Source organism: Clostridium mediterraneense (genome assembly GCF_900091705.1).
GTDB lineage: Bacteria > Bacillota > Clostridia > Clostridiales > Clostridiaceae > Sarcina > Sarcina mediterraneense.
In genome coordinates this window covers 1152787-1166757 of sequence record NZ_LT594785.1, presented here as the reverse complement: position 1 = coordinate 1166757, position 13971 = coordinate 1152787, and the positions used below count along the sequence as shown (strand labels likewise).

At 28.4% G+C, this 13971-nt stretch carries 11 protein-coding genes and 1 other annotated feature; of the genes, 3 read left to right on the top strand and 8 right to left on the bottom strand.

What is annotated here, in order from left to right; genetic code table 11:
- Positions 1–31 precede the first annotated feature (31 nt).
- Both BN8917_RS07625 and BN8917_RS07620 read right to left on the bottom strand, forming a co-directional pair.
- Positions 32–1321 (bottom strand): bifunctional folylpolyglutamate synthase/dihydrofolate synthase, encoded by a 1290-nt coding sequence (locus BN8917_RS07625; protein ID WP_066872813.1) that lies wholly within the window; start codon positions 1319–1321, stop codon positions 32–34.
- Between the two features lie 27 nt (positions 1322–1348).
- Positions 1349–3991: a valine--tRNA ligase gene (locus BN8917_RS07620; protein WP_066875415.1), complete on the bottom strand. Its 2643-nt coding sequence runs from the start codon at positions 3989–3991 to the stop codon at positions 1349–1351.
- Between the two features lie 122 nt (positions 3992–4113).
- Positions 4114–4325: a binding site (T-box leader), on the bottom strand.
- A 193-nt stretch (positions 4326–4518) separates the two neighbouring features.
- Between BN8917_RS07620 and BN8917_RS07615 the strand changes: the two genes are divergently transcribed.
- Positions 4519–4878: a tetratricopeptide repeat protein gene (locus BN8917_RS07615; RefSeq protein WP_066872809.1), complete on the top strand. Its 360-nt coding sequence runs from the start codon at positions 4519–4521 to the stop codon at positions 4876–4878.
- Between the two features lie 40 nt (positions 4879–4918).
- Here BN8917_RS07615 and BN8917_RS07610 read toward each other — a convergent pair whose 3' ends face one another.
- From BN8917_RS07610 to BN8917_RS07590, 5 genes are all read right to left on the bottom strand, one after another.
- The gene (locus BN8917_RS07610) at positions 4919–6055 is read right to left on the bottom strand and encodes a transglutaminase-like domain-containing protein (protein ID WP_066872806.1); all 1137 of its coding nucleotides are present in this window, start codon (positions 6053–6055) and stop codon (positions 4919–4921) included.
- Complete coding sequence (gene recX / locus BN8917_RS07605) at positions 6045–6698, bottom strand: recombination regulator RecX (RefSeq protein WP_066872803.1); 654 nt, start codon at positions 6696–6698, stop codon at positions 6045–6047. The genes BN8917_RS07610 and recX overlap by 11 nt, the downstream gene beginning before the upstream one ends.
- Before the next feature lie 3 nt (positions 6699–6701).
- Positions 6702–7898: a M16 family metallopeptidase gene (locus BN8917_RS07600; protein ID WP_066875412.1), complete on the bottom strand. Its 1197-nt coding sequence runs from the start codon at positions 7896–7898 to the stop codon at positions 6702–6704.
- Positions 7867–8319, bottom strand: a complete 453-nt coding sequence (locus tag BN8917_RS07595) for a RecX family transcriptional regulator (protein WP_066872800.1) — start codon at positions 8317–8319, stop codon at positions 7867–7869. Before BN8917_RS07595 ends, BN8917_RS07600 begins: the two co-directional genes overlap by 32 nt.
- Before the next feature lie 3 nt (positions 8320–8322).
- Positions 8323–9567 (bottom strand): M16 family metallopeptidase, encoded by a 1245-nt coding sequence (locus BN8917_RS07590; RefSeq protein WP_066872797.1) that lies wholly within the window; start codon positions 9565–9567, stop codon positions 8323–8325.
- A 96-nt stretch (positions 9568–9663) separates the two neighbouring features.
- Here BN8917_RS07590 and BN8917_RS07585 point away from each other — a divergent pair, with 96 nt between their 5' ends.
- A complete protein-coding gene (locus BN8917_RS07585) occupies positions 9664–10347 on the top strand; it encodes a response regulator transcription factor (protein WP_066872794.1) in 684 nt (227 codons plus the stop codon).
- A complete protein-coding gene (locus tag BN8917_RS07580; RefSeq protein WP_235829989.1) occupies positions 10325–11824 on the top strand; it encodes a HAMP domain-containing sensor histidine kinase in 1500 nt (499 codons plus the stop codon). Before BN8917_RS07585 ends, BN8917_RS07580 begins: the two co-directional genes overlap by 23 nt.
- A 76-nt stretch (positions 11825–11900) precedes the next feature.
- On the opposite strand, the gene BN8917_RS07575 is transcribed toward BN8917_RS07580, so the two are convergent.
- Positions 11901–13937 carry a sodium-translocating pyrophosphatase gene (locus tag BN8917_RS07575; protein WP_066872791.1) on the bottom strand — a complete coding sequence of 679 codons (2037 nt, stop codon included), beginning with the start codon at positions 13935–13937 and terminating at the stop codon, positions 11901–11903.
- Positions 13938–13971 lie beyond the last annotated feature (34 nt).

Below are 13971 nucleotides of genomic sequence, written 5' to 3'. Positions count from 1 at the left end.
CTACCACTACCAAAATATTACTACAAGATTTTTATTTTTTATTTATAGTCTTTCTCATATCTCCAATCATATATAAAGAACCACAAATAAGAATTAGATCATTTTCTCCAGCAATAGTAAGTGCTCGCTTATACGCTTCTTCATAATCTAAAATCTTTTCATAAGGTTTACCTATCTCTTCTAGGTATTCTCCCATAACATCTAAGCTTTCTGCTCTTTCACTATGTGGTTCAGTTAAAATTACTACTTTAGCATCTTCTGAAATATCTGTAGTCATCTTTTTAACTTCTTTATCCCCTAAGATACCTAATACTAAAATCATATTTTCATAATCAAAATATTTTGAGATAGAAGCTTTTAAGTTTTTAATTCCATCTACATTATGAGCTCCATCTAATAAAACTGTAGGTTCTTTTCTTAAAACTTCCATTCTCCCTATCCATTTAGTACTGAAAATACCTGCTCTTAATATCTCAGTATCTATCTTTTTATAAATCTTTGAAAATTCATTTATAACATTTACTGCAACTAAAGTATTTTTTACTTGATGTTCTCCAAGGAGTGGTGTAATTATATCAATAACTTCACCTTCAACATCAATACTTATTCTTTGGAAATTATTAACCTTATCAACAATAACATCTTTAATATCATTTACATCAGTCTTTATAAGCTTAACATTCTTTTCATTGCATGTATCTTCTATAACTTTCATAGCTTCATCTACTTGAGGATATGAAATAACAGGAGCATTTTTTATTATTCCACATTTCTCATATGCAATCTCTGCAATTGTTGAACCTAAAATATTCATATGATCAAAACTTATTGAAGTAATAACTGTTAGAACTGGGTCTATTACATTAGTTGCATCAAGTCTTCCTCCAAGTCCAACTTCAATAACTGCAAAATCAACATTTTCTTCTGCAAAATATAAAAACATAAGAGCTGTAATAATTTCAAATTGTGTTGGATTATCAAATCCAGCTTCTATTACATCATCTGTTACCTTTTGTATTTTTGTTATAAGATTTGCTAGCTTTTCCTTTGGTATATTAACTCCATTGATTTGCATTCTTTCTTCAAATTCTTCTAAATAAGGAGAAGTATACATTCCTACTGTATACCCCTCCTCTTTTAGAACTGAAGCAATCATAGCTGTTGTTGAACCTTTTCCGTTAGTTCCAGCAATATGAATACATTTTAATTTTTTTTGTGGATTGCCAAGAAGTTCAAGCATTTTCTCTACTCTTTCAAGGCCGAAGTTCATACCAAATCGTGAAGTGCTAGCTATATATTCCATAGCTTCATTATACTCCATGATTTATTCCTCCAAATTTTATCTTTATTAATTTAATGCTTCTATTCTTTCAAGAACTGCTTCAAGCATTTCTTTATATTTTTCACCCTTAGCTCTTTCTTCTGCAACAACTGCTTCTGGTGCTTTACTTACAAACTTTTCATTAGAAAGTTTCTTTTCAACTCTTAAAATTTCACCTTCTAATTTTTTCTTTTCTCCTGCAAGTCTTTCAAGTTCTTTTTCTCTATCAACAAGGTCTAGAAGTGGTAAAAATAATTCTCCACCCTTAACAACAACTGATACTAAGTTATTTGCTAAATTGTCCTTATTATCTAAGAATTCAACTTCTGAAGCTGATGCAAGTTTTTCAAGATATGCAGCTCCATTTTTGAAAGCATCTTTTGCTTCTTCTGAAGCATAAGCAAATACCTTAGCTTTTCTTGAAGGAGCAACATTCATTCCTGCTCTTAAGTTTCTAAGTGATTTAATAGCTTCCATTACAAAGTCCATATCTTTTTCAGCTTTATCATTTATCATAGCTTCATCACAAACTGGCCATTCTGAAATTACTATTGATTCAGTTTCTTGACTAAGATGTGTGTATATTTCTTCTGTGATAAATGGCATTACTGGGTGTAAAAGCTTAAGTCCTGTATTTAAAACAGTGTAAAGAACATTAAATACTCTTCCCTTATCTGCTTCATTATCTGAATATAATACAGGTTTTACAAGTTCAATATAGTAATCACAGAATTCTGTCCATAAGAAATCATGAACCTTTTGAAGTGCTATTCCAAGTTCATATTTTTCCATATTTTCAGTTACTTCTTTAACTATACTGTTCATTCTTGATAATATCCACTTATCAGCAAGGCTGTAGTCTTTATTATCTTTATATTTATTCATTAATTCTCTATCAAGATTCATCATAACAAATCTTGAAGCATTCCAAATCTTATTTGCGAAGTTTCTTGCTGCTTCAACTCTACCAGGTATATATCTTATATCACTTCCTGGAGCATTTCCTGTTACAAGCATAAATCTTAAAGCATCTGCACCATATTCATCTATAACTTCTAATGGATCTACACCATTTCCAAGAGACTTACTCATCTTTCTACCTTGTTCATCTCTTATAATTCCGTGAATTAAAACTGTTTCAAATGGTGATTCTCCCATATTATGAATTCCTGAGAATATCATTCTAGCAACCCAGAAGAAAATAATGTCATATCCTGTAACAAGAGTTGATGTTGGATAGAAGTATTCTAAATCTTCTGTCTTATTTGGCCATCCAAGTGTTGAGAAAGGCCATAGAGCTGAACTGAACCATGTATCTAAAACATCTTTATCTTGTTCTATATTTGTTGATTCACAGTGTTTACAGCATTTTGGTGTTTCTGTAGCAACTGTTAATTCTCTACAATCATTGCAGTACCATACTGGTATTCTATGACCCCACCATAATTGTCTTGAAATACACCAGTCTTGGATATTTTCCATCCAGTTGAAATATGTCTTTTCAAATCTTTCTGGAACAAATTTTGTTTTCTTTTCTTTAACCACTTCAATAGCTGGTTTTGCAAGTGATTCCATCTTTACATACCATTGCTTTGATATAATTGGTTCAATAACTGTTCCACATCTATCATGTGTTCCAACATTATGTGTATGAGGTTTAACTTTAACAAGTAATCCTTCACTATCTAAATCAGCTACCATAGCTTTTCTAGCTTCATATCTTTCAAGTCCTTGATATTTTCCACCAAGTTCATTAATAACTCCACTATCATCCATAATTCTAATTTGAGGTAATTTATGTCTAAGTCCAACTTCAAAATCGTTAGGGTCGTGTGCTGGTGTTATTTTAACAGCTCCTGTACCAAATTCTAAATCAACATAATCATCAGCAACTACTGGAATTTCTCTATCTGTTAAAGGAAGCTTTAACATTTTTCCTACTAAATGCTTATATCTTTCATCATTTGGATTAACTGCAACTGCTGTATCTCCAAGTAATGTTTCAGGTCTTGTTGTCGCAATTTCAAGGAATTCATCTGATCCAACTACTGGATATTTAATATGCCAGAAGCTACCTTCTTTTTCTTCATATTCAATTTCTGCATCTGAAAGAGCTGTTTGACATTTAGGACACCAGTTAGTAATTCTATTTCCTTGGTATATAAGCCCTTCATTATAAAGCTTAACAAAAACTTCTCTTACAGCAGCACTTAGATTTTCATCCATAGTAAATGCTTCTCTTGAGAAATCTGCTGAGCAACCCATTTTCTTAAGTTGACCTCTTATTGTTTCTCTATATTCTTCTGTCCATTCCCAAACTTTTTCTAAGAATGCTTCTCTTCCCATTTCTTTTTTATAAAGACCTTGCTTTATAAGTTCATTTTCAACTTTAACTTCTGTTGCAATACTTGCATGGTCTTCACCTGGTAACCATAAAGCTTCAAAACCTTGCATTCTCTTAAATCTTATAAGCATATCTTGTAATGTATTATCAAGAGCATGACCTAAGTGAAGCTTACCTGTTATATTTGGTGGTGGCATTATTATTGTATAAGGTTTCTTTGTTTTATCTACTTTAGGAGTAAAGTATTTTTTTTCTTGCCAAGTTCTATAAAGTCTTTCTTCAAATTCTTTAGGATTATAAGTTGTTGAAATATTTTTTTGATCCATATTATCCATTATAGAATTCCTCCCTACTATCAAAATTTATTTACTTAGACTTTTTACAGCCTAGTTATTTACCTATTTTTAGTTAATACCTATAAAATAGCGAAAAAAAATACCTCCATCCATAAAAGGACGAAAGTTTCGCGGTACCACCTTTTTTCCCTCAAAATAAGGGCTCTCTAAACTAACGACTGAAATTGCCGTCTTTAGTTACTTAATTTCACTAAAGAAACTCAAAAGCTACCTTCAAGATATCAAATTTAGAAAATCTTACAGCCTAGGATTTTCCTCTCTAAAAATTCTTCCTATCTCTACTCCTCTTTATCACTGTTTTATAAATATTAATTTCTATATCCTATAATACTATTTAAATATATAAGATGTCAATAAATTTAATAATTAATTCAAAGCCTATTTTAATAGCTTAATTAATATTATTTTAAACTCGACATATTATTATTTTATATAAAGTATATTATAAAGATACATTGTTAATAATATAGGTAATTAATACTATTAGGAGGAATAAAATGAATTATTTTTCAAAGGCTAATGAATTTTATAACAATCAAAACTATTCAATAGCTTTAGATTATTATAATAAAGCTATTGAAAATAATCAGTATGAAGCTCACTCATATTATAATGCCGGTGTTTGTTATATAAAATTGAAAGAATTTGATAAAGCAATTGAAATGATAAAAGAAGCTATAAAATACTGTAAGGAATCAAAATATTTTTTCAATTTAGCATACTGTTACTCAATGCAAAAAGATAATCAAAGCGCTTTAAGATTTTTTAATCTAGCATGGGCTTTAGATAATAATGATAAAGATTGTGAAAAAGCTATAAGGCTAATAACTAAAAAATTAAACAAAGAAATGTTATAAAAATAAGGAGCATGCTATTTTCTAGCATACTCCTTACTTTTTACCATTGTCCTATAACTTTGGCATCTCTATGTGTTTGATCAAAATCTGCATTGTCAAAATAATCTCCTGAACTTGCAAAAGTAGGATCTACTGGTATCCACTTTTTCTCACTTGGTATATAAACTTCATTCCAAGCATGTGGTCCCCATTCTGTTCCTGTATAACCTTCTCCAGAAACTATTCTTACCTGAAGGCCTACTGCTCTTGCCATCGCTACATAAAGGCTAGCAAAATCAAAACAAACTCCTGATTTATTATTAAATGCTTCTATTGCACCTGATTTCATACCTTTTCCATCATTTTCAGTTATCTCATCTGCTTTATTATTATCATAAGATATATTAGCTTCTATCCAGTTGTATATATCTCTAGCTTTTTCTAAATCATTCTTAGCACCTTTAGTAACTTCTCTTGCTGTAGCATTAATCTGTGAATCACTCTTAACAGCTTGTGGTAATGTAACACCATTATAATAAACTATTACATTTTGTTTATTATTTGATCCTGATTCACCATTTTCTGTTACTACTCCATAATCATTAACTTTATTTTTAGTTAAACTAAATGGACTTACAGTATCATCACCTTGTACAAAACTCTCTAAACTCTTAGGAACAAATATAGATTGTCCTTCAATATTAATAATCTTTTGTGAACTAAGTATAACAGCTATTATTAATATAATACTAGCATATGCAAAGGCCGCAGTTATATTTAGAATAATGCCTGTTACACCTGAAATTTTGCTACCATTCATAGACTTATGAGCTTCTACTCTAGAAATCCATGAATCTATAAAAATTCTTCTAAATCCACCTAAGAATGAATTTAAAATTTGATATATTATATAACTAAAGATTGCATAATATGCAACAGTTACTATATATGTAGTTACTACAGGTGAAACTATATATCTCTCAAGTTCTGAGATTAAAATAGATATTCCTTTTTCAATAATTTGTATATTTCTAGCTAAATAATATGTTATATAAATTGATACAAATGAAAGAATAACTCTAGCTCCAAACATAAAGTCTAATACTAAAGCATTCTTATTAAACTTTTTAAAATACGCAATAACAAGAGTTATTAAGAAAATAGCTATTACTAAAATATCTAAATAACTAGCCTTCATAATATCCCTCCTCAAAATCATCATTAGTTACTTTTCTTACTACATCACTAACAAGCTCAAAATTATATCCTTTTCCAACAAGGAATCTATATAGCTTTTGTGATAATTTATATTTATCTGTTTCTCTCTTTTTTAATACTTCATATCTTTTAATAGCTAAATTCATAGCTACTTCACTCTCAATATCCTCTTCCATTTCATTAAAAGCATCTTTTATTAAATTTTCATTTATGCCTTTTCTAATAAGGTCATACTTTATTTTATTAGCTCCTTGAGTTCTTAATCTATCTTTTATATACATTTTTGCATATCTTGCATCATCTAAATAATTGTAATTTTTTAAAAACTCTAAAGCAATATATATAACCTCTTGATCATAACCTTTTTCTAAAAGCTTATCATAAACTTCTTTTTCTGATTTATAATTTCTCTCTATAATTCTAAGAGCTGTTGATTTACATTTTTTTATTTCATCTTCTATAAGAATCCTTTTTATTTTTTCTATATCTATTATCTGATTTGTTTTTAATTTTTCTTTATAAACAAATTCAGCATCACAAGCAAATGTAAATTCACCATCTATATAAATATTAACTCTATCCTTATTTCTTTTTTGTACTTCTATATCTGTAATCTTATTCATAAATTACTCCTCTGACTTTAATATATGAACTGTAGGATTTACTAAATATTTATTAGCAACTCTTGTTATATCCTCCTTCCTTAAAGATTTTAGTTTATCCATATCATTTATAAACTCATCTATAGAAAGTCCCTCTAAACTCTGATTTAAAACATAACTGCAAAGTTCTGAAGAATCTTCTAATGTAGATAATACTGCTGTCTTATGAATCTTTTTCATAAGTTCTAAAGTTTTATCATCGAAACTAATAATATCATTTTTTATATCATATATAGCTTCATCTATAGCTATTTTTGTTTCATCTACTGATTCTTCACTTACTGCTGTGAAAATATTCATCACTCTTATATTACTACTTAAATCTAAACATGTATATACATCATAAGCAAGTCCCCTATTTTCTCTTAGTTCTCTAAATAAAATAGAATTTGAACTTTCACCAAGCTTATGACTTAAAATCTTAAGAGCCATTTCATCATTTTCTTCTATATCACTTAAAGAATATAAATAAGTTATTGTACTTTGCTCTATTTGTTTTTTATAAGTTGTAAATACACCGGGATTATTTTTTTCTTTAATTAAATCAATTTTTTCTGCTGTTTTTCCATTCCAATCTTTAAATGATTCATTTAATATATTAAAAGCTTCTTCATGTTCTAATGGACTTACAATAACAGCAGTTGAATTATCAGGTCTGTAATATTTATTATAAAAATCCAATAAATCTTCGCTAGTAAAACCTGCAACAGTTTCTTCAAGCCCTAAAACATCATATCTTAAAGCTGAGTTTGAAAAAGAAAATTCATTAAGTCTTCTAAAACTTAAATCTTCTACACTATCTTTACTACTTCTTATTTCAGCTAATATAACTCCTTTTTCCTTTTCTAATTCCTTTTCATCCATAGTAGAATTCATAAGCATATCTGCTAGTAACTCTACACCATTTTTAATTTCTTCTACTAAACAGCTAATACTATAAACAGTAGTTGAATTATCTGTATATGCATTATATTCTCCACCTAAATTTTCTAGCTGCTCATTTAATTTTTCATTATCTCTATTTTTAGTTCCTTTGAACATCATATGTTCTAAAAAATGTGATATCCCTTTTTTGGTGATATCTTCAAAAAGTGAACCTATATTAACACCAATATTTACAGCTGCGATATTAGTTTTTCTTTTTATTGTAATTATTTTCATACNCATTTATGCCTTTTCTAATAAGGTCATACTTTATTTTATTAGCTCCTTGAGTTCTTAATCTATCTTTTATATACATTTTTGCATATCTTGCATCATCTAAATAATTGTAATTTTTTAAAAACTCTAAAGCAATATATATAACCTCTTGATCATAACCTTTTTCTAAAAGCTTATCATAAACTTCTTTTTCTGATTTATAATTTCTCTCTATAATTCTAAGAGCTGTTGATTTACATTTTTTTATTTCATCTTCTATAAGAATCCTTTTTATTTTTTCTATATCTATTATCTGATTTGTTTTTAATTTTTCTTTATAAACAAATTCAGCATCACAAGCAAATGTAAATTCACCATCTATATAAATATTAACTCTATCCTTATTTCTTTTTTGTACTTCTATATCTGTAATCTTATTCATAAATTACTCCTCTGACTTTAATATATGAACTGTAGGATTTACTAAATATTTATTAGCAACTCTTGTTATATCCTCCTTCCTTAAAGATTTTAGTTTATCCATATCATTTATAAACTCATCTATAGAAAGTCCCTCTAAACTCTGATTTAAAACATAACTGCAAAGTTCTGAAGAATCTTCTAATGTAGATAATACTGCTGTCTTATGAATCTTTTTCATAAGTTCTAAAGTTTTATCATCGAAACTAATAATATCATTTTTTATATCATATATAGCTTCATCTATAGCTATTTTTGTTTCATCTACTGATTCTTCACTTACTGCTGTGAAAATATTCATCACTCTTATATTACTACTTAAATCTAAACATGTATATACATCATAAGCAAGTCCCCTATTTTCTCTTAGTTCTCTAAATAAAATAGAATTTGAACTTTCACCAAGCTTATGACTTAAAATCTTAAGAGCCATTTCATCATTTTCTTCTATATCACTTAAAGAATATAAATAAGTTATTGTACTTTGCTCTATTTGTTTTTTATAAGTTGTAAATACACCGGGATTATTTTTTTCTTTAATTAAATCAATTTTTTCTGCTGTTTTTCCATTCCAATCTTTAAATGATTCATTTAATATATTAAAAGCTTCTTCATGTTCTAATGGACTTACAATAACAGCAGTTGAATTATCAGGTCTGTAATATTTATTATAAAAATCCAATAAATCTTCGCTAGTAAAACCTGCAACAGTTTCTTCAAGCCCTAAAACATCATATCTTAAAGCTGAGTTTGAAAAAGAAAATTCATTAAGTCTTCTAAAACTTAAATCTTCTACACTATCTTTACTACTTCTTATTTCAGCTAATATAACTCCTTTTTCCTTTTCTAATTCCTTTTCATCCATAGTAGAATTCATAAGCATATCTGCTAGTAACTCTACACCATTTTTAATTTCTTCTACTAAACAGCTAATACTATAAACAGTAGTTGAATTATCTGTATATGCATTATATTCTCCACCTAAATTTTCTAGCTGCTCATTTAATTTTTCATTATCTCTATTTTTAGTTCCTTTGAACATCATATGTTCTAAAAAATGTGATATCCCTTTTTTGGTGATATCTTCAAAAAGTGAACCTATATTAACACCAATATTTACAGCTGCGATATTAGTTTTTCTTTTTATTGTAATTATTTTCATACCATTGTCTAATATATGCTCTTTATTATCAAAATTCCATCTATCCATTAAAACTTCTCCCAATTTCTAATTACTAAATTTCAATTTTCATTGTATAATATTAAATGAGATAAAAGCAATACAATTTTGTGGTGATTATTTAAAATGAGCAAAAATATACTAATCGTTGAAGATGAACTTAGAATAAGAATTCTTTTAAGAGATTACTTTAGGAGAGATGGCTTTAATATAATAGAAGCTGGAGATGGAGAAGAAGCCCTAAAAAATTTTTCTGAAACTAATATAGACTTAGTAGTTTTAGATATAATGATGCCTAAAATAGATGGTTTTGAAGTTTGCAAAACTATACGTTCTGTTTCAAATATACCTATAATTCTTCTAACGGCAAGAGAAGAAGAAGAAGATAAACTATATGGATATGAACTAGGTGCAGATGATTATGTTACTAAACCATTTAGTCCTAAGGTACTTATAGCAAAAGTTAATGCTATTTTAAAAAGAACAGAAAATGACATAATAAATAAGAACATCTCTAATTTTAATGGGTTGAAAATAAACAAATTATCTCATGAAGTTATATTAGATGGTGAAGAGCTTTCATTATCACCAAAAGAATATGATCTACTTCTATATCTAACTTCTAATAAAGGGATTGCATTATCAAGAGATAAAATTTTAGATAATGTTTGGGGATATGATTATTTTGGAGATATAAGAACAGTAGATACAAATATAAAAAGACTTAGAGAAAAACTTTTGCATAAATCTTCATATATAACAACAGTTAGAGGAAGTGGATATAAATTTGAAGTTAAAGATAAAAAATAGTATTTCAAGTAAACTTATACTTATAATATTTGGATTAATGTCTTCCTTAATAATAGGATTTATGATTTTCCAAAGTTTTTTCTTCCAAATGTATTACATAGATAAAAAGAGTGATGATTTACAAAATGCTCTTTTAAAATTTAGATCATTATACCAATACTCAGCTAATACTGATCAAGCACAACTTAATACAGGAATGGCTATATTTGATGCAGAAAACACTGCTAAAATAGCCATTTACTCTACAGATGGAAGAATGAAATATGTTGTTGGACAAGATCATAATCAACAACTTAATGAAAAATTAAATATAATATTTAATAAGCTATATTATGACAAAAGATATACAGATACACTTTTAAATTCTAATAAAGTTATAACAACTGTACTTAAGGATGATTCCACTGAAAATATAGTTTCTATGGCACCATTCTCTTTTCATAGTAAAAGTGATTCAATTCTTATAGCTATTTCTCCACTTAAGCCAATTGAGGAAGCTAGTGCTATAATTAATGACTTTTATAAGGCTATTTTATTAGTACTTATTTTACTTTGCCTTTTACTTTCTTACATATTCTCAAACTTTATTTCTAAACCACTCTTAAAGCTCAATCAAACAGCAAAAAAAATGAGTAGTATGGACTTTTCTGAAAAATGTGAAGTAAAAAGAGATGATGAAATAGGTAATCTAGCTAATACTTTAAATTTCTTATCAAGTAATCTTTCCACTGCTCTTGAAGACTTAAAAATAAAAAATGAATCTTTAGAAAAAGAAATTGAAAAAGAAAGAGAACTTGAAAAATTTAGAAAGAATTTTATAGCTGGTGTTTCCCATGAGCTTAAAACTCCTATTGGAATAATTTCAGGATATGCAGAAGGTCTTAAAGATGGAATTGTAGATGATGAAGCTAAAGATATGTATTTAGATGTAATAATGGATGAAGCTAATAAAATGAATAAACTTGTTTTAGATATGTTAAACTTAACTAAATTAGAATCTGGTAAAACAGAACTTATTATATCTAAATTTTCATTAAAAGATTTAACAGATAATATTTTATATAAGCATGGCTCAAGCTTTGCTGATAAAAATTTAAAATTAAATTATAAGTTTGATGAAAATAATCATTACAATGTGAAAGGTGATTCATTTAAGATTGAACAAGTACTTACTAACTTTGTTACAAATGCTATTAAATATAGTCCAAATGGTGAAAACCTAAATATAAAATTAGAAAATAAAGAAGATAAAATATATTTCTATATAGAAAATACAGGTGTAACTTTATCTGAAGATGATTTAATAAAAATATGGACTCAATTTTATAAGATAGATAATTCTAGAACTAGAGATTCTGGTAGTTCTGGACTTGGACTATCTATTACTAAAAATATCTTAGAACTTCATAAAAGTGATTTTGCTTCAGTAAATACTGATAATGGAGTTATGTTCTATTTCTCTTTAGATAAAGCTTAATTAAATAAATTATTTTATAAAATGCACAATTTAATAATTAAAATTGTGCATTTATTTTTTATAAATATTAATTACTCTATTTAAATAAATTAACTATTATTCCTCCATACTCTGCTATTACACTAGCAAATACTACTGATACAATAGTCATAAGTTTTATAAGAATATTCATAGAAGGTCCTGAAGTATCTTTAAATGGATCACCTACAGTATCTCCCACTACAGATGCTTTATGAGCATCACTACCTTTTCCTCCATGATTTCCTCTTTCAATATATTTTTTAGCATTATCCCAAGCTCCACCAGCATTTGACATAAAAATAGCAACAAGAACTCCTGTACCTACGCCACCTGCTATAGTTCCTGCAAGTGCTTCAGCTCCAAATAAAAATCCCATTCCAAGAGGTATTACTATTGCAAGCACTCCTGGAAGTATCATTTCTTTTAATGATGCCTCTGTTGAAATAGAAACACATTTAGCGTAATCTGGCTTTTCTTTTCCTTCCATAATACCTGGTTTTTCTTTAAATTGTCTTCTTACTTCTTCAACCATTTGTGTAGCAGCTTTTCCAACAGCCTGCATAGTTAATGCTCCAAACAAAAAAGGAAGCATACATCCAACTAATAATCCAACTAAAGTCAAAGGATTAAGTAAATTAATAGAATCTATATTAACAGCACTGGCATATGAAGCAAAAAGAGCAAGAGCTGTAAGAGCTGCTGAACCTATTGCAAATCCTTTTCCTATTGCAGCTGTTGTATTTCCTACTGAATCTAATTTATCAGTTATTTCTCTTACCTCATCTGGGAGTCCAGCCATTTCAGCTATTCCACCTGCATTATCTGCTATTGGACCATAAGCATCTACTGAAATTATAGTTCCAGATGTTGCAAGCATACCTACTGCTGATAAAGATATACCATAAAGTCCCATAGTAGCACTATCAAAGCCGCCCATACTCATATAAGAAATAATAACTGCAATTCCTATAATAATTATAGGGAAAACTGTAGATTTCATTCCAACAGCCAAACCTTGTATTATATTTGTTGCTGCCCCAGTTTCAGATTTATCTGCAATTGATTTAACTGATTTATATTCATCAGAAGTATAAATTTCAGTTATTTTACCTATAATTGCTCCTGTAACTATTCCTATCATTACAGCAATAAAAGCTTTAAAATTACCTAGAAGACTATTACTTAAAATAGCAGATAAAATTATCATTATTCCAAATGCCATATACATTCCAGTATTTAAAATCTTCTGTGGATTATTTCCTTTAGAAAGTTTCACATAAAATATTCCTATTATAGAAGCAACTATTCCGGCAGTTGCTATAAGTATTGGAAATATTAAAGCATTTTTATAATCTACATTAGCACTAACAGCTACTCCAAGAGTAATAGCTGAAATAATTGAACCAACATATGATTCAAAAAGATCTGCTCCCATCCCTGCAATATCACCAACATTATCACCAACATTATCAGCTATAACAGCTGGGTTTCTAGGATCATCTTCTGGTATTCCCACTTCAACTTTCCCAACTATATCAGCTCCAACATCAGCTGCCTTTGTATAAATTCCACCACCAACTCTAGCAAACAAAGCTATTGAAGAAGCACCTAGACCAAATCCTGTTATGTTTTCTATACCTAATTTATCAAGTCCAAATACCATAGCAAGTACTCCAAGGCCTAAAGTTCCAAGTCCTACAACAGCAAGTCCCATAACTGCTCCACCTGAAAAAGCTACTGATAAAGCATCATTTTGACTTTTTCTTGCTCCTTCAGCTGTTCTAACATTTGCCTTAACCCCTATTCTCATTCCTGCATAACCTGCTACAATAGAAAAAACAGCTCCAACCACAAAACTAACTGCTGTTTCCCAAGTTAAGAATATAAATATTATTATAGCTACTAAAACTATGAAGAAAGCTAAATACTTATACTCTCTATTTAAAAATGCCATAGCTCCATTTGATATATTAGTTGATATTTCTTTCATCTCTTCATTTCCAGCATCTTTTTTTAGAATTCCTTTCCCTATAAAAAATGCTATAAGTAAAGTTATAAAAGAAATAACTACTACTGTTACTAAATAAGTCATAATTACCTCCTGCTTAAATCTCTATTAATCATTA

Excerpts from the sequence above, each read along its gene's own strand:
- BN8917_RS07575 (WP_066872791.1), bottom strand. The coding sequence starts at position 13,937 with ATGACTTATTTAGTAACAGTAGTAGTTATTTCTTTTATAACTTTACTT.
- BN8917_RS07625 (WP_066872813.1), bottom strand. The coding sequence starts at position 1,321 with ATGGAGTATAATGAAGCTATGGAATATATAGCTAGCACTTCACGATTT.
- BN8917_RS07620 (WP_066875415.1), bottom strand. The coding sequence starts at position 3,991 with ATGGATCAAAAAAATATTTCAACAACTTATAATCCTAAAGAATTTGAA.
- BN8917_RS07585 (WP_066872794.1), top strand. The coding sequence starts at position 9,664 with ATGAGCAAAAATATACTAATCGTTGAAGATGAACTTAGAATAAGAATT.
- BN8917_RS07600 (WP_066875412.1), bottom strand. The coding sequence starts at position 7,898 with ATGAAAATAATTACAATAAAAAGAAAAACTAATATCGCAGCTGTAAAT.
- BN8917_RS07615 (WP_066872809.1), top strand. The coding sequence starts at position 4,519 with ATGAATTATTTTTCAAAGGCTAATGAATTTTATAACAATCAAAACTAT.
- BN8917_RS07590 (WP_066872797.1), bottom strand. The coding sequence starts at position 9,567 with ATGGATAGATGGAATTTTGATAATAAAGAGCATATATTAGACAATGGT.
- recX (WP_066872803.1), bottom strand. The coding sequence starts at position 6,698 with ATGAATAAGATTACAGATATAGAAGTACAAAAAAGAAATAAGGATAGA.
- BN8917_RS07610 (WP_066872806.1), bottom strand. The coding sequence starts at position 6,055 with ATGAAGGCTAGTTATTTAGATATTTTAGTAATAGCTATTTTCTTAATA.